The 16,314-nt window shown below is 65.6% G+C and carries 12 protein-coding genes; 7 read left to right on the top strand and 5 right to left on the bottom strand.

Annotated features, from left to right (window positions below; genetic code table 11):
* Positions 1–37 precede the first annotated feature (37 nt).
* Positions 38–1,213: an MFS transporter gene (locus AAG816_RS03980; RefSeq protein ID WP_341988372.1), complete on the bottom strand. Its 1,176-nt coding sequence runs from the start codon at positions 1,211–1,213 to the stop codon at positions 38–40.
* Between the two features lie 114 nt (positions 1,214–1,327).
* Between AAG816_RS03980 and AAG816_RS03975 the strand changes: the two genes are divergently transcribed.
* Entirely contained in the window at positions 1,328–2,293 is a 966-nt protein-coding gene (locus tag AAG816_RS03975) for a LysR family transcriptional regulator (protein ID WP_341988218.1), read from the top strand.
* Between the two features lie 33 nt (positions 2,294–2,326).
* Here AAG816_RS03975 and AAG816_RS03970 read toward each other — a convergent pair whose 3' ends face one another.
* Both AAG816_RS03970 and AAG816_RS03965 read right to left on the bottom strand, forming a co-directional pair.
* Positions 2,327–2,884 (bottom strand): N-acetyltransferase, encoded by a 558-nt coding sequence (locus AAG816_RS03970; RefSeq protein WP_341988217.1) that lies wholly within the window; start codon positions 2,882–2,884, stop codon positions 2,327–2,329.
* Positions 2,885–3,093: 209 nt separating this feature from the next.
* Entirely contained in the window at positions 3,094–4,224 is a 1,131-nt protein-coding gene (locus AAG816_RS03965; protein ID WP_341988216.1) for a type III PLP-dependent enzyme, read from the bottom strand.
* Positions 4,225–5,171: 947 nt separating this feature from the next.
* On the opposite strand from AAG816_RS03965, the gene hemA reads away from it, so the two are divergent.
* Both hemA and AAG816_RS03955 read left to right on the top strand, forming a co-directional pair.
* Positions 5,172–6,449 (top strand): 5-aminolevulinate synthase, encoded by a 1,278-nt coding sequence (gene hemA / locus AAG816_RS03960; protein WP_341988215.1) that lies wholly within the window; start codon positions 5,172–5,174, stop codon positions 6,447–6,449.
* 96 nt (positions 6,450–6,545) lie between these two features.
* On the top strand, positions 6,546–7,325 hold the full coding sequence (locus AAG816_RS03955) for a lysozyme inhibitor LprI family protein (protein ID WP_341988214.1): 780 nt from the start codon (positions 6,546–6,548) through the stop codon (positions 7,323–7,325).
* A gap of 36 nt (positions 7,326–7,361) precedes the next feature.
* On the opposite strand, the gene AAG816_RS03950 is transcribed toward AAG816_RS03955, so the two are convergent.
* Both AAG816_RS03950 and AAG816_RS03945 read right to left on the bottom strand, forming a co-directional pair.
* A complete protein-coding gene (locus tag AAG816_RS03950) occupies positions 7,362–8,150 on the bottom strand; it encodes a sulfite exporter TauE/SafE family protein (protein WP_341988213.1) in 789 nt (262 codons plus the stop codon).
* 169 nt (positions 8,151–8,319) lie between these two features.
* Complete coding sequence (locus AAG816_RS03945; protein ID WP_341988212.1) at positions 8,320–10,539, bottom strand: penicillin-binding protein 1A; 2,220 nt, start codon at positions 10,537–10,539, stop codon at positions 8,320–8,322.
* A 251-nt stretch (positions 10,540–10,790) separates the two neighbouring features.
* Here AAG816_RS03945 and AAG816_RS03940 point away from each other — a divergent pair, with 251 nt between their 5' ends.
* The 4 genes from AAG816_RS03940 to AAG816_RS03925 all read left to right on the top strand — a co-directional run bounded on the left by AAG816_RS03940 (position 10,791) and on the right by AAG816_RS03925 (position 16,312).
* A complete protein-coding gene (locus AAG816_RS03940; RefSeq protein ID WP_341988211.1) occupies positions 10,791–13,598 on the top strand; it encodes a [protein-PII] uridylyltransferase in 2,808 nt (935 codons plus the stop codon).
* Positions 13,558–14,664 carry an AAA family ATPase gene (locus AAG816_RS03935; protein ID WP_341988210.1) on the top strand — a complete coding sequence of 369 codons (1,107 nt, stop codon included), beginning with the start codon at positions 13,558–13,560 and terminating at the stop codon, positions 14,662–14,664. The genes AAG816_RS03940 and AAG816_RS03935 overlap by 41 nt, the downstream gene beginning before the upstream one ends.
* 155 nt (positions 14,665–14,819) lie before the next feature.
* Positions 14,820–16,004, top strand: a complete 1,185-nt coding sequence (locus AAG816_RS03930) for an MFS transporter (RefSeq protein ID WP_341988209.1) — start codon at positions 14,820–14,822, stop codon at positions 16,002–16,004.
* Positions 16,005–16,147: 143 nt separating this feature from the next.
* Positions 16,148–16,312 (top strand): Flp family type IVb pilin, encoded by a 165-nt coding sequence (locus tag AAG816_RS03925; RefSeq protein WP_341988208.1) that lies wholly within the window; start codon positions 16,148–16,150, stop codon positions 16,310–16,312.
* Positions 16,313–16,314: the final 2 nt, after the last annotated feature.

Raw genomic sequence — 16,314 nt, 5'->3', positions numbered from 1 at the left:
GGCGGTGCCGGGGCGTTCGCTCGCGAGACCCTTTGCCCTACTCGGCCGCAGCCGGCGCCAGGGCCGAAACCCGGCCCAGCTTGACCGCCCACAGCGCGGTCAGCATGGCCGCGAGCGGCACCAATGCCGCCACCAGCGGAATGAAGCCAAGGCCCGGCCCGAAATCGATCACCATGCCGCCCAGCCAGGCGCCGATGGCATTGCCCAGGTTGAAGGCGGCGATGTTGAAGCTGGAGGCCAGACTCTGCCCTGCCCCTTGCGCCTTCTCGAGCACCCACATCTGCAGCGGCGCCACCGTGGCGAAGGCCACCGCCCCCAGCAGCCCCACCAGGGCCACCGCCGCGATCGCATTGTGCAAGGCGAAGGTGAGGCCCGCCAGCACCACCGAGAGCGCCAGCAAAGTGGCGAACACCGTGGGCACCAGCTTCCAGTCCGCCAATCGCCCGCCGGCCAGATTGCCCACCACCAGTCCGGCGCCGAACACCAGCAGGATCGGCGACACCGCGGCTTCCGAGAAACCGGTGATCTCGGTGAGCATGGGGGCGATATAGGTGAAGGCGGCGAACACGCCGACCCAGCTCAGCACCGTGGTGGCGAGGCCCAACAGCAGCGGCGCGCGGGTGAGCACCGCCAGATCATGCTTCAGACTGGTCTTCTCCATGGGCGCGTTGGACTTGGGCACCAGCAGCGCGATCACCGCGAAGGCCAGCACGCCCACCACCGTCACCGCCCAGAAGGTGGAGCGCCAGCCATAGTGCTGCCCCAGCCAGGTGCCGAACGGCACGCCCAGGATGTTGGCCACCGTCAGGCCGGTGAACATGATGGCGATGGCCGAGGCCTTCTTATTGGCCGGCACCAGCCCGGTGGCCACCACCGAGCCCACCCCGAAGAAGGTGGCGTGGGCAAAGGCGGTGAGCACGCGCGCGGCCATCAAGGTGGCATAGTCCGGCGCCAAGGCGCAGGCGGCATTGCCGATGGTGAACACCGCCATCAGCCCCAGCAGCACCGCCTTGCGCGGCCAGCGGGCGGTCAGGATGGTCAGCACCGGCGCGCCCACCACGACCCCCAGCGCATAGCCGGAGATCAGCAGGCCGGCGGAGGACAGCGTGACCTTGAGGTCCGCGCTCACCTCCAGCAGCAGGCCCATGATGACGAATTCGGTGACGCCGATGCCGAAGGCACCGGCGGTCAGGGCATAGAGGGCAAGGGGCATCATCGATCCATTCGCAGGGGAGAGCGGCGCATGCCGCGTTGCAGCGAAAATGGACGGTGCCATGGGCTTGAACTAGATTGCTTGAACGAAAAGCATCTTTGAATTGAAGTCACCATGGCCCGCCTCGACGTCAACCGCTCCGGCGAGATGGAAGTGTTCGTGAAGGTGGTGGAGCAGGCCGGCTTTTCCGCCGCCGCCCGCGCCTTCCGCATGACCCCCTCGGCCGTCAGCAAGCTGGTTTCGCGCCTGGAGACGCGCCTCGGCGCCCGGCTGGTGAACCGCTCCACCCGCCGCCTCCAGCTCACCCCGGAGGGGCTCGCCTTCCACGAACACGCCGTGCGCCTTCTGGCCGACCTCGACGAGGCGGAGCGCAGCGTCGCCGGCAGCGAGGCGCCACGCGGGCACCTGCGGGTGAATGCCAACGTACCGTTCGGCACGCTCTATCTGGCCCCGGCGCTAGGCGACTTCCTGGCCCGCTATCCCGGCATCTCCCTGGATGTGGTGCTCACCGACAAGGTGGTGGACCTGATGGAGGAGCGCATGGACGTGGCGGTGCGCGCCGGGCCGCTGAAAAGCTCCCAGCTCGTGGCCCGCAAGCTCGGCGAGACCCGGCAGGTCATCGTCGCCGCGCCCGCCTATCTCGACCGCATGGGCCTGCCGCAACGCCCCGCCGACCTCGATCAGCACAACCGCATCGGCTTCTGCTATCTGCGGCAGATCGAAGGATGGCCCCTGAAGGGCGAACGGGAGGGCGAGCGTCTCACCTTCCGCCCCGAGGGCAACGCCATGGCGAGCGATGGCGAAGCCTTGCGCCATCTGGTGCTGGGAGGCGTCGGCATGGCCCGTTTTGGCATGTTCCATGTGGCAGCCGACATCGCCGCCGGCCGGCTGGTGCCGGTGCTGGAGGACTTCAACCCCGGCGACCTGGAACCCACCCACGCGGTCTATCTCGGCCAGGGCGGCCACATGCCGGCGCGGGTGCGGGCCTATCTGGATTTTCTGGTGGCAGAGGTGGCGCCGCGCTTCGTTGCGGCGGGCAACGCCGATCCGCGGACGCTGGCGCGCCGCGCGCCACGCTAAAGGCGGCCGAGGACAGGCCCCGGCCGCACCGGCTCAGGCCGAGCGCTTCATCTCATCGCTGGCGGCGATCAGATCGGCCAGCGAGGGCTTTTCCGCCCGCGCCCCGGTGGGGCTGATGAGGCCGCGGGCGCCGGTGAGCGCCCCGCGCTGCAGCTCCACCGCCAGCAGGCGGGCGGGATCGAACGGGCCGGGCATCCACAGGCCGGAGGTTTTCGCCGCCGAGAAGCCGAAGCGCTCATAATAAGGCGCGTCCCCCACCAGCAGCACGGCCGCATGGCCCAGCATGCCGGCGCGATCGAGCGCCGCATGCATCATGGCGCCGCCGAGACCGCGGTCGCGGAACCACGGGTGGACGGCGAGCGGGCCGAGCAGCAGCGCGGGCCGTCCGGGACCGGCGGAGACGTGCCACAGCCGCACGGTGGCGACCATGCGGCCGTCCGGGCCGTGGGCGGCGAGCGCCAGGCCTTCGGCCGGCAGGCGGCCTTCGCGGATCAGCTCCGACGCCTTCTCGAACCGCTGCGGCATGCACAGGTCCAGCAGGGCCTCGCGCGCGGCGGCCTCTTCCCATTTTTCAGCAACAATCTCAGTCATCAGCACCTCCTGTGCCACAACCGTCGGCCGAAAGACGCCCATCCGGCAGAGCTGCGCTCTGCCGGGCCAAAGCCCAAGGATGGAAGCGGAAGAGAGGGGACCCGCCCCTCAGGACATCAGGGATGAAACCACCCGTGCGGCGCGGACAGGATGCCGCGCGCCGTTGGCGCCTCGCCCGGAACCGTCAGCCGCTAAGGCCGACGCGCCCCTCAGATCACGTAGGACTTCAAGGGCGGGAAGCCGTTGAACGCCACCGCCGAATAGGTGGTGGTGTAGGCGCCGCAGGCTTCGATCAGCACCTTGTCGCCGATGGAGAGCGACAGCGGCAGATGCACCGGGGTCTTCTCATACATGACGTCGGCGGAATCGCAGGTGGGGCCGGCCAGCACGCACGGAGCGGTGTCGTCACCGTCGCGCGGGGTGCGCAGCGGATAGCGGATCGCCTCGTCCATGGTCTCGGCCAAGCCGCCGAACTTGCCGATGTCCAGATAGACCCACCGCATGGTGTCGGTTTCGGCCTTCTTGGAGATCAGCACCACCTCGGTCTCGATCACGCCGGCATTGCCGACCATGCCGCGACCGGGCTCCATGATGGTCTCCGGGATCGCATTGCCGAAGTGGCGGCGCAGCGAATCGAAGATGGCATCGCCATAGGCCTTGGCCACCGGCACGTCCTGGAGATACTTGGTGGGGAAGCCCCCGCCCAGATTGACCATGGACAGCGAGAGGCCGCGCTCGGCGCATTCGCGGAAGATGCCGGCCGCAGACGAGAGCGCCTGATCCCAGGCATGCACATTCTTCTGCTGCGAACCCACATGGAACGAGACGCCATAGGGGGTCAGGCCGAGGCGATGGGCATGCTCCAGCACGTCGGGCGCCATCTCGGGCACGCAACCGAACTTGCGGGACAGCGGCCATTCGGCGCCGGCCCCGTCGCACAGGATGCGGCAGAACACTTTCGCCCGCGGGGCCACGCGGCCGATCTTCTCGACCTCTTCGTAGCAATCCACCGCGAACAGGCGCACGCCCAGCTTGAAGGCGCGCTCGATGTCGCGCTCCTTCTTGATGGTGTTGCCGAAGGAGATGCGGTCCGGCGTGGCACCGGCGGCCAGCACCATCTCGATTTCCTGCACCGAGGCGGCATCGAAGCACGAGCCCAGCTCCGCCAGCGCCTTCAGAATGGCGGCGTCGGGATTGGCCTTCACCGCATAGAACACGCGGGTATCCGGCAATGCGCGGGCGAACGCCGCATAGTTGGCGCGGACGATATCGAGATCCACAACGACGCACGGACCATCTTCGCGTCGGGTCTTAAGAAATTCGCGGATGCGATCGGTCATGGTAACCTCCCGTGACCTTGAAGCCTCGTGAAGTGCGGCTTCCCGCACGACGACAGTCAGGCGGAGCGCGACAACATCGTCGCGTTCCGGGACACGCGCTCGAGCAGCACGAAGGCGTTGTGGACGCGCCTTGTCCTGCCGGGCCGTGCCCGCTTCGCCGGATTCTCACCGGCCGCATATCGCGCCGAGCGGCATCGAGCCGGCCACGCAGCCAGAGGCCGAGCGGAAGGCTCATACGATGCGCACGATTGGAAAGGGGTTACCTCTCCGCACGGCCGGCAAGATGTAGTGCCTCTTCAGTAACGCCGACCTTTGGAGGGCCAACAGAGACCAAAAAAGCCCGCTACGTCGTTGCTTCAAGTCACGTCCCCTGCTGAGAGCAGGGTGGGCCGGTTCCCTCCGGCTACCGATCGTCCTGGCGGCTTTCCGGCCTCTTGTCCGGACTTCCGCCGATCGGCACGCAACCACAGGCACGTGCGAAATTGGGCAAGGGCGGATTTAGGGAAATTTGCCCGCCTTCGCAAGCGGCAATTTCAGGGCAACGGCTCCAATTTGGAGCTTATTTTGCGAGCCGACTGATTATTTCCGCATCACCCTCGCCAGGAATCGCGCAAATCCGCCATTTCCGGCATGGGGACGGGATGGAAAACGTCATATTCCTGTCACGCCATGCATCCCGACATGCCCGCCCCGCGCAAGCCACAGCCCCCTTTCGGGCGCGCAGCGCACCGGACCGAATCGGACGGCCGCGATTCGCGCCAACCCTGACGCCCGTTGGATCTTGCGTGCCTTTTCCATCTTCCGCGCCCCCATTGCGCATCCGCACGATGGCCCCGCGTTGGATCGCCGCGCGACGGGTGCGACCCTTGATCGAGCGCAAGGGAGGGCGCAAGGTGCTGATCTAGGATTAGACGAGTTCGCGTTCACGCTCCGCCCCCGGATCTCGAATGAATTACGATCAGTTCTTTACCGATGCCGTCGATGCCCTGCGCCGGGAACGTCGCTACCGTACTTTCGCCGATATCGAGCGGAATGCGCAGCGCTTCCCCCGTGCCACCTGGCATTCGCCGGGCGGCCCGCGCGAGATCACCGTGTGGTGCTCCAACGACTATCTCGGCATGGGCAGCCATCCCGATGTGGTGGAGGCCATGCGCGAAACTGCGCTGAAGCGCGGCGCCGGTGCCGGCGGTACCCGCAACATCTCCGGCAACAGCCATGAGATCGTGCTGCTGGAGCGCGAGTTGGCGGATTTGCACGGCAAGGATGCCGGGCTGGTGTTCACCTCCGGCTATGTCTCCAACGAGACCGGCATCTCCACCATCGTCAAGCTGATCCCCGATTGCGTGGTGATCTCCGACGAGCTGAACCACAATTCCATGATTGCCGGTGTCCGCATGGGCGGCCGGCAGAAGGCGATCTTCCGCCATAACGACCTCGACCATCTGGAAGAGCTGCTCCAGGCCGCGGGCAACCGGCCGAAGCTGATCGTGTTCGAGAGCGTCTATTCCATGGACGGCGACATCGCCCCCATTGCCGCCATCTGCGATCTGGCCGAGCGCTACGGCGCCATGACCTATCTGGACGAAGTGCACGCGGTGGGCATGTATGGCCCGCGCGGCGCCGGCGTCGCCGAGCGCGACGGGGTCATGCACCGGGTCGATGTGATCGAGGGCACGCTGGGCAAGGCCTTCGGCGTGGTGGGCGGTTATCTCACCGGCAGCCGGGTGGTGATGGATGCGGTGCGCTCCTATGCGCCCGGCTTTATCTTCACCACCGCTCTGCCCCCGGCCATCGCCGCCGCCGCCACCGCCTCGGTGCGGCACCTGAAGCACTCCACCAAGGAACGGGAGGGCCAGCGCGCCCAGGTGGCCAAGGTCAAGGCGGCCCTCGCCGCTGCCGGCCTGCCGCAGATGGACACGCCCACCCACATCATTCCCATCATGGTGGGCGATGCCAAGGCCTGCAAAGCCGCCTGCGACGTGCTGCTGACCGAGCATTCCATCTATATCCAGCCCATCAACTACCCCACCGTGCCCCGCGGCACCGAGCGGCTGCGCATCACCCCCACCCCGTTCCATGACGACAAGCTGATCGCCCAGCTGGCGGAAGCGCTCACCGACGTGTGGTCGCGCCTCGACCTGCCGCGGGTGCGCGATGCCGGGCATGAGCGCCGCACCGTCGCCATGGGCACGGCGCCCATCGCCATGCCCATCGCCGGCGGCTGAGTCGGTCGGGCTTTCGCTTTGAAGAGCCCGGGCTGGTCCCGGGCTTTTTCATGTCTGCAAGATCAGGCTGCCCCGCCGCCTGACGAGGAGCCCTTGATGTTGCGCCCCGCGCCGGTCTCGCCCGCCCCCGACCCCACGTCTCGGCTGCGACCGCACGGCCGCATGGCCATGGTCGCCCTGGCGCTGGCCGGCGCCGGCCTCTGGCTGGCGGCCCTGCCCGCAGCGGCGGCCGGCGAGGGGCCCTCGTTCGATTGCAAGGCGGCGCGCTCCAAGCCGGAGAAGGCGATCTGCGCCGATCCGGCCCTCGCGGCCCTGGATCGCAAGATGGCCGCCGCCTATCGCAAAGCCATGGCGGGCCTCGACGCCAGCGGCAAGAACGCCCTGCGGGCCGACCAGCGCTTGTTCCTGGAAGCGCGCGACATCCAGATGACCCAGGCCAAGCCCCAGGACTATGACCTCAAGGCCGACATGCAATCGCGCGTGACGCTGCTGGAGGGCATCGAAACGGCGCCGCGCCCAGGTTGGGCCGGGACCTGGAGCAACGCATCGGGCGAAATCCGCATCAAGCCGAGCCCGGGGGGGACGTTCGAGGTCAGCATCTCCACGGTGCAGCCCTATCCCAGCTATCCGGTCTGCGACCTGACCACGGCGGGTCGTCCGGAGGGTGCGGCGCTGGTGGTCGGCGGGAGCGCGACGGAGCGCAAGGTCAATGACGGCTGGTCCATCACCCTCACCCGCAAGGGCACGGTGCTGGACGCAGAATTGGTCCGCCCCCCGGGGGAGGAGTCGGGCAGCCCGCCCTTCTGCGGCTTCCGCGCCTCCATCGACGGCACGTTCCTGCCGGTGACCCCGGCGCAGGCCAAGCGGGCCCCCTAACCTGCGGCGCCCGCTTGCCCCCTTCGGCGGAGGCGATCAGGCCCGCAGCGGCGCCGTCGCCCGCCAGACCAGTTGGACCAGCTCGATGCTGATGACGAAGGCCAGCGCCTTGAAGGCCAATTGGCGCGCTCCGGGGAGGCTGGACATGCGAGCGCCCACATAGCCGCCCACGATGCTGCCGAGGGCCAGGACGCCGCCCTCGACCCAGAGGATCTTGCCACTGTGCGCGAAGATCAGCACCGGCAGCAGCGAGGTCACGGCGATCAGCAGGTTCTTCAGCGCATTGGCTTGCGGCAGATCGTAATAGAACACCAGCATCAGGATCAGCAGCAGATAGGTCGCGCCATCGAGAACGATGAAGCCGAGCCAGAAGCCGACGAAGAACACCATCAGCATGCCGCGCCAGTGGAGCGTCGGCAGCCGCCCGTCCGATTTCGATAGGATCTTCTTGAGTTTCGTGAACAGGAGCACCAAGGCGATCAGCACCGCGCCATTGACGAAGTGCTCCAGCTGCCGGTCGGTGAGGGCCTCAGCGGCATAGACGCCGAGGATGCTGCCGGCCGCCGCTGGCGGCACCAGGCGCGCGGCGGCGCTCCAGTCCATCTCGCCCCGCCGGGCGAAGGTCAAGGCGGCCATGACCGCCCCTACCAGGACCGGCAAGCGGTTGGTGGCATTGGCCACCCCCTCATTCATGCCGAGAAAGAGGATCAGCAGCGGCAGGCTGACTGCGGTTCCAGACGACGCCAGCGTATTCAGAAGCCCGCACACAAGGCCACCGATGACGAGTATCGCCCAATAAAATGGGTTGCTCGGATCCAACATCATCCGCACTCCCGATCAGGATCATCGGGGGTATTCTACTGGGTAGCGGAAGCTTGGCGGTCAAGGGAGGTAAAACGACAGATGCAGATGGGGCTGTTTTTAAACACCCCATTGCTTACGTTTTATATCCGATTCAGACGTTAGCCGGGACTTGTTTCAATCCCAGCTTGTATTACCGGCGCCCGCCCAAGAATGTATCAACGAACCAGCGGTCCAACGTCATCGGCTCTTCCTGCGGGCGCGGGGCTTGCGGCGGCAAAGTGCCGACGATGGCCGGGGGCGCCTCGTCCGGCACCGTGCCGGGCGGGAACAGGCCGCCGAGGCCGGCCTGCGCCGGCTGGCCATAGCCCACGTAGGACTTGCCGGCGCCGGGCAGATCGGTGGGCGGCAGATCCTTGTGCGCCACCTTCATGTAGCGGCTCCAGATCTCCGCCGGCAGATTGGCGCCGGAGGCCTTCTTGGTGGGTGAGGAATCGTCATTGCCCAACCAGACGGCAGTAACGTAATGCGCGGTGTAGCCCACGAACCAGGCGTCGCGATAATCCTGCGAGGTGCCGGTCTTGCCGGCGGCGTCCCAGCCCGGCAGTTCCGCCCGCCGGCCGGTGCCGGTGATGATGGTCTGCTCCAGCATGTGGTTCATCATCGCCACATATTCCGGCGCGATCACCCGGCCCGGCCCGGAGGCGGCGCGGTCATAGAGCACCTTGCCGTCGGCGGTCTTCACCCCGTCGATCACATAAGGGATGACGCCGATGCCGCCATTGGCGAACGGCACATAGGCCGAGGCCATCTCCAGCACCGAGACTTCCGAGGTGCCCAGCGCGATGGAAGGGTTGGGATCCAGGGTGGAGATGATGCCCAGGCGATGGGCGGTGGCGACGATGGCCTTCGGCCCCACTTCCAGGGCCAGGCGCACCGAGACCGTGTTCAGCGACATGGACAACGCCTGTTGCAACGTCACCGGGCCGAGATATTGGTGGCTGGCATTTTCCGGCTTCCAGCCCTTGAGCTGGATCGGGCCATCCTCGCGCACGGTGTCGGGGGTCAGGCCCTTCTCCAGCGCGGTGAGATAGACGAACGGCTTGAACGAGGAGCCGGGCTGGCGCTTGGCCGTCACCGCCCGATTATACTGGCTGTCTTCATAGGAGCGCCCGCCCACCAGGGCTTTGACCGCCCCATCCGTATCCAGCGACACCACCGCCCCCTGGCCGACGCCGAACTTGGCGCCCTGCTTGTTGAGGGAATCGGTCAGCGCGGCCTGCGCCGTCTGCTGCAGCAGCGGATCGATGGTGGTGCGCACATAGACGTCGCCGGACAAGGTGCCCACGTAGGAATCCAGCTGGTCCATCACCCAGTCGGCCACATAGCCGATGGAATCCGGCGTGCTGGGCTTGGCCAGCGTGGCGGGCCGGGCCAGCGCGGTCTTGGCCATGTCCTCGGTGATCAGCCCCTGCTCGCGCATGGCCACCAGCACCAGATTGGCGCGATCCTGCGCCGCTTTCAGGTTGCGGGTGGGGGCGAGGCGCGAGGGCGCGTTCACCAATCCCGCCAGCATGGCCGCTTCCGACAAGGTGACGTTGCGGGCGGATTTGTTGAAATAGCGCTGGGCGGCGGCCTCCACCCCATAGGCGCCGTTGCCGAAATAGACCCGGTTCAAATAGAGATCGAGAATCTCATTCTTGGTGAACTTCTTCTCCAGCCACAGCGCCAGCACCAGTTCCTGGATCTTGCGCGAGAAGGTGCGCTCCTGGGTCAGGAACAGGTTCTTGGCCAATTGCTGGGTCAGGGTCGAGCCGCCCTGGCGCACCCGCCGCGACACCAGATTGGCCGCGATGGCGCGCCCCAGCCCCAGCGGGTCCAGGCCGAAATGATCAAAGAAGCGCCGGTCCTCGATGGCGACGAAGGCTTGCGGCAGATAGGCCGGCAGCGCTTTCAGCGGCACCGCGGCACCGCCCATGTCGCCGCGGGTGGCCAGCGGCTTGCCGTCGGCAGCGAGAATCATCACCGTGGGCGGGCGTTTGGGCACCATCAGGGTCTGCATGGGCGGCAATTTGGAGGCCTCATAGGCCACCAGCCCGGCGGCGGCCACCACCACCCACAGCAGCAGGATCAGGCCCCACTTCACCAGGCCGAACAGCGAGAACAAGCCTCGCTTGGCCCGTCGCGGGGCTTTGGCGCGCGAGCCGCGTCCGGAGGGGCGGGCCTTGCTGTCTTTCGCGCTGCGGCGGTCGGCGGCGATGCTTTCCTCGCTTTCCGCGCCGGCATCGAGACCGGGCTCGACACGGGCGCCTTTGCCGGCCGCCGGCTTGCGCGGCGGCGGGGTGCTGGCCCCGCTGGGCCGGTCGCCGGGCTGGAGGCGAATGTCAAACAGGCTCTCCGGGCGTTCCAGCAAAGGTTCGCGCCGTTCCTGTCTGCCTGGTCCGCGCCCCGCCATGAATGGTCCCGTCCGCTGTTTGTAAGGTGAGACCTGAAAGACCTTCGAATGCGGCCATTTAAGGTTCGGTTACCTCGCAGGGCCGAACTTGCCCGCATTTCCCGTTCTGCGCGCATGTGGATGCAATCACGCCGCAGCGCGCCGTGACGCGCGCCCGCGATTGGGATAAACGGGAAGACTCTGCCCCGTGGGGCGCCTCGAAGATTTTCATGACCGCACTGCGCCCCAACCGTCCGTCCCGCACCATCGCCGAGCCCTTCGAGGGCACCAAGCTGAAGGCGGAGATCCTGGCCATCGCCAAGGCCCATGGCGGCCGGGAGGCGGACATCCGCCCCGCCGTGGTGGCGCGCTTCAAGCAGGCGCTGGCGGAAGGCCGCCGCGAAGCTGAGCGCCTGCTGATGGCCGACGGCTCCGGCCGCATGTGCTCCATGCGCCTCTCCGCCCTGCAGGACGCGATCATCGCCTCCGCCCATGAAGTGGCCACCACCGTGCTCTATCCGGTGGAGAACCCCACCCGCGCCGAGCGTATGGCGGTGGTGGCGGTGGGCGGCTATGGCCGCGGCATGCTGGCGCCGGGCTCGGACACCGATCTGTTGTTCGTGCTGCCCTACAAGCAGACCGCCTGGGGCGAGAGCGTGGCCGAGGCCATGCTCTACATTTTGTGGGATCTGGGCCTGAAGGTGGGCCATGCCACCCGCTCGGTGGATGAATGCCTGCGCCAGGCGCGCGCCGACGTCACCATCCGCACCTCCATATTGGAAGCCCGCTTCCTGGTGGGCGACAAGGCGCTGTTCGACGAATTGGAAAAGCGCTTCGACAAGGAAGTGGTGGAAGGCACCGGGGCTGAATTCGTTGCCGCCAAGATGGCCGAGCGCGAGGAGCGCCTGCGCCGCGCCGGCACCTCGCGCTATCTGGTGGAGCCCAACGTCAAGGAGAGCAAGGGCGGCCTGCGCGATCTGCACACGCTGTTCTGGATCGCCAAATATGTCTACCGGGTCCATTCCACCGACGAACTGGTGGCCAAGGGCGTGTTCACCAAGGACGAAGCCAAGCTGTTCATGCGCTGCGAGGACTTTTTGTGGTCCGTGCGCTGCCATCTGCACTTCCTGACCAACCGCGCCGAGGAACGGCTCTCGTTCGATCTCCAGCGCGAGATGGCCGAGCGGCTCGGCTATACGGAGCATCCCGGCCAGCAGGACGTGGAACGCTTCATGAAGCACTATTTCCTGGTGGCCAAGGAAGTGGGCGATCTCACCGCCATCCTCTCCGCCGCTTTGGAAGCCCGCCACGAGAAGAGCGTGCCCGGCCTCAAGGGCATGGTGGAGCGGCTGCGCGGCGGCCAGAAGCGGGTGAAGCTCAAGGACAGCGCCGATTTCTGGCTGGACCATGAGCGGCTCAACGTCATCGATGACGAGGTGTTCAAGCGCGATCCGGTCAACCTGATCCGCCTGTTCGCGGTGGCCGACAAGCGCGACGTGAACTTCCACCCCGACGCTCTGCGCCTCGCCGCCCGCTCGCTGAACCTGATCGACGCCAAGCTGCGGGAGAATCCCGAAGCCAACCGCCTGTTCCTCGATGTGCTGTGTTCCAAGAACGCGCCCGAGCAGGTTCTGCGGCGCATGAACGAGGTGGGCGTGCTGGGGCGGTTCGTGCCGGAGTTCGGCAAGGTCGTCGCCATGATGCAGTTCAACATGTACCACCATTATACGGTGGACGAGCATCTGCTGCGCTGCATCGGCATCCTGTCCGAGATCGAACGCAAGACCAATCCGGACAATGGCGTCGCCAATGATCTGATGGCCACCATCAAGCCGCGCCATCTGCTCTATGTGGCGCTGCTGCTGCACGACATCGCCAAGGGCCGGCCAGAGGACCATTCGGTGGCCGGCGCCCGCGTCGCCCGCAAGCTGTGCCCGCGCTTCGGCCTCACCGCGGTGGAGACCGAGACCGTGGCCTGGCTGGTGGAGCAGCATCTGGTCATGTCCACCGTGGCCCAGTCGCGCGATCTGTCCGACCGCAAGACCATCGAGAATTTCGCCGCCGTGGTGCAGAATCTCGATCGCATGAAGATGCTCACCGTGCTCACCACCGCCGACATCTGCGCCGTGGGGCCGGGGGTGTGGAACGGCTGGAAGGCGCAGCTCCTGCGCACGCTTTATTATGAGACCGAGCCGGTGCTGACCGGCGGCTTCTCGGAAGTGGATCGCGGCAAGCGGGTGACGGTGGCCCAGGCACAATTGCGCCATGCGCTGTCCGACTGGACCGACACCCAATTCACCACCTATGCCGCGCGCCATTACCCGCCTTATTGGCTGCGGGTGGATCTGGACACCAAGGTGCGCCACGCCCGCTTCATCGCCGCCACCGAGGCGGCGGGGGCGACGCTCGCCACCAGCGCCGAGATCGAGCCGGATCGCGGCATCACCGTGCTCACCGTGCTGGCGCCGGATCATCCCAAACTGCTCTCGGTGATCGCCGGGGCCTGCGCGGCGGCGGGGGCGAACATTGTCGATGCGCAGATTTCCACCACCACCGACGGTCTGGCGCTGGACACCATCGCCGTGCGCCGCGCCTTCGACCGTGACGAGGACGAGGCCCGCCGCGCCGGCCGCATTCGCGATGCCATCGAAAAGGCCCTCACCGGCGAGGTGCGGCTGCCGGAGGTGATGGCGCGCAAGCTGCCCAAGGCCAAGCGCACCTTCTCGCTGGAGCCGGAAGTCACCGTGAACAACGCCTGGTCCAACCGCCACACGGTGGTGGAAGTCTCCGGCATCGACCGGCCGGGGCTGTTGTTCGAGCTGACCAACACCTTGTCGAAGCTCAACCTCAACATCGCCTCGGCCCACGTGGCCACCTTCGGCGAGCGGGCGGTGGACGTGTTCTACGTCACCGACCTGATGGGCGCGAAGATCACCGGCGCGGCCCGCCAGTCCACCATCCGGCGGGCGCTGATCGGGGTGTTCGAGGGGTCTTTTGATGAAGAGGAGCCGCCGCGGCGGGTGGTGGCGCGGGGGTGAGGCGAAGTCAAATCGCCAATTTATATTTAAAATATTAGAGGGGGAAAAAATGAAAACGATAAGCATATTCAACAACAAAGGCGGCGTCGGAAAAACAACATATATGTACCACGTCGCACACATGTTAGCAGAACGTGGCAAAAAAGTACTTATGGTGGATTGCGATAGTCAGTGCAATTTAACCGCATATAGCCTTTCCGATAGCGAGATAAAACGCTCATGGGGACCCGAAGGAAATAGTATATATAAAAACATAGAGCCGGTTTATCAAACCATAGGCGATATAAGAAAGAGAGCACCTTCTCCAGCCATTAATGCGCGAGGAAGCCTTTTTATTGTTCCAGGCGACCTCCGACTAAGTGATTTTGAAGATCGCCTAGGCGATACATGGAGCGCTGCTCGTGGCGGCAGCGAACCTGCACTTCGAGCTCAATCGGCCATACACCGATACATAAAATGGGCGGCGGAAAAAGTTGAGGCCGATCTGGTAATGATCGATTTAGGCCCAAACCTTGGCGCGTTGAATCGAGCTGTGCTAGCTAGCAGTGATTACTTTATAACCCCGGTCGCCCCAGATTTATTTTCTATCCAGGGGACTGAAAATCTGGGTAACAAGCTAGTAACCTGGCGAGCAGACTGGGATTTGTGCAACGCATCATGGAACAATACAGAGCTATCAATTCCATCCGGAAGACCTCGCTACCTGGGATACGTAATACAACAACATAATATTAGATCCAACGCGACGGGAATGACGGCCGGCTGGAGCATCTATGGAAGCGAATTGGAATCGTCAATATTGACAAACATTGTCAATCGACTTCGCCCCATAGAACAAGTCATTGAATGGGAGGGAGACACAACTGTCGATACAAGTTATAAACTTGGACAAATACCAAATTTGCATAGTTTAATTCCTTATTCAATGGATGCAAAAAAGCCAATTTTCTATTGTAATTCTACTGATGGACTGCGCGGAGCCCACATTGCTACAGCAAGGACATCAACAACACATTTTAGCGCAATCGTTCAGACGCTTGAGCTCGTACTAGATTGGGATGATTAAATGCAGACCCTCATTTGAATATGCAATCTGTGCGCCGTTATAGTGAAGGGGAGAGGGAGGCATCCCGCATACCAGCCCCCCGCCCCGCCCCCTTGCTGCATCGCAGCATCAGGGGCATGCTCGGACGCTTCTGAAACAGCTTCGGCCCGCCCCCGATGCCTTTGTCGCTCCTTGCTTTGGCCGTGGCCGCGTTCGGCATCGGCACCACGGAATTCGTGGTCATGGGCCTGTTGCCCGATGTGGCCCGTGATCTTTCCGTCACCATTCCCGATGCCGGCCTTCTGGTGTCAGGCTATGCGCTGGGCGTGGTGATCGGCGCGCCGCTGCTGGCCATCCTCACCGCCAAGCTGCCGCGCAAGGCCACATTGGTGGGCCTCATGGGCCTGTTCATCGCCGGCAATGTGCTGTGCGCCCTCGCCCCCTCCTATGGCCTGTTGATGGCCGCGCGCATCGTTACCGCCTTCTGCCATGCGGCCTTCTTCGGCATCGGCTCGGTGGTGGCTGCCGATCTGGTGCCGCGCAACAAAAGGGCGCAGGCCATCGCCTTGATGTTCGCCGGCCTGACGCTGGCCAATGTGCTGGGGGTGCCCGCCGGCACCGCGCTCGGCCAATGGCTGGGCTGGCGCTCCACCTTCTGGGCGGTGGTGGGCATCGGCTTTGCCGCGCTCATCGCCTTGGCGCTGCTGCTGCCGGGGCGCATCCCCATGAAGGCGGGCCGCATCCTGGCCGAGTTCAAGGTGCTGGGCGAGGCCCAGGTGCTCTATGCCATGGCGATCTCGGTGCTGTGCTCCGCCAGCCTGTTCACCGTGTTCACTTATATCTCGCCGCTGCTGTCCAACGTCACCGGCCTTGGCGCCTCGGCGATTACCGGCGCGCTGCTGCTGTTCGGCGTGGGACTGACCGCCGGCAACATGCTGGGCGGGCGGCTGGCGGACTGGCGGCTGATGCCCTCGCTCATCGGCACGCTGGTGGTGCTCTTGGGGGTGCTGCTGGCCTTCGTCGCCACCAGCTTCTATGTGGTGCCGGCGCTCGTCACCTTGGTGATCTGGGGCGTGCTGGGCTTTGCCCTGGTGCCGCTGCTGCAGTTGCGGGTGGTGGATAGCGCCCATCGGGCACCCAATCTCGCCGCCACCCTCAACCAGGGGGCGTTCAATCTGGGCAATGCCATCGGTGCCGCCATCGGCGCCGTGGCCATCACCCACGGCATCGCCTACCAGCATCTGCCGGTGGTGGCCGCAGGCCTCACCTTGAGCGCGCTCGGCCTGTCCATCGCCTCGGCCCGGCGCGATCGCACCACCCCGCAGCTCTCCCCCGACACCGCCTGCGAGCCCGGACGCTGAGGGAGCGTTAACCCTTTCCGCAGCCGATGCCGCTGAGCGGTATCCCGTTCTGCGGTTTTTACCAGCCCGCAACGGACTGGCCCTAGCGTGGGGATGAAGGCGGTCCTTGGGGGGCCCGCCGCACACCGCCGCCGGGTGAGGGTATGAAGGTTCTGCTGACGCGATTTGTGCGGGAGGAGCATGGCTCCACCGCCCTCGAATACGGCCTGATCGCCGCCGGCCTGTCCATTGCCATCGTCACCGTGCTGACCCAGGTCGCCGTCACCTTGAGCCGCCTGAAGGCCACCGCCGCCTCCGCCGGCAATTGATC

The organism is Azorhizobium sp. AG788, assembly GCF_943371865.1.
In the GTDB taxonomy this organism is placed as follows: Bacteria; Pseudomonadota; Alphaproteobacteria; order Rhizobiales; family Xanthobacteraceae; genus Azorhizobium.
This window is presented reverse-complemented; position numbering and strand designations above follow the sequence as displayed.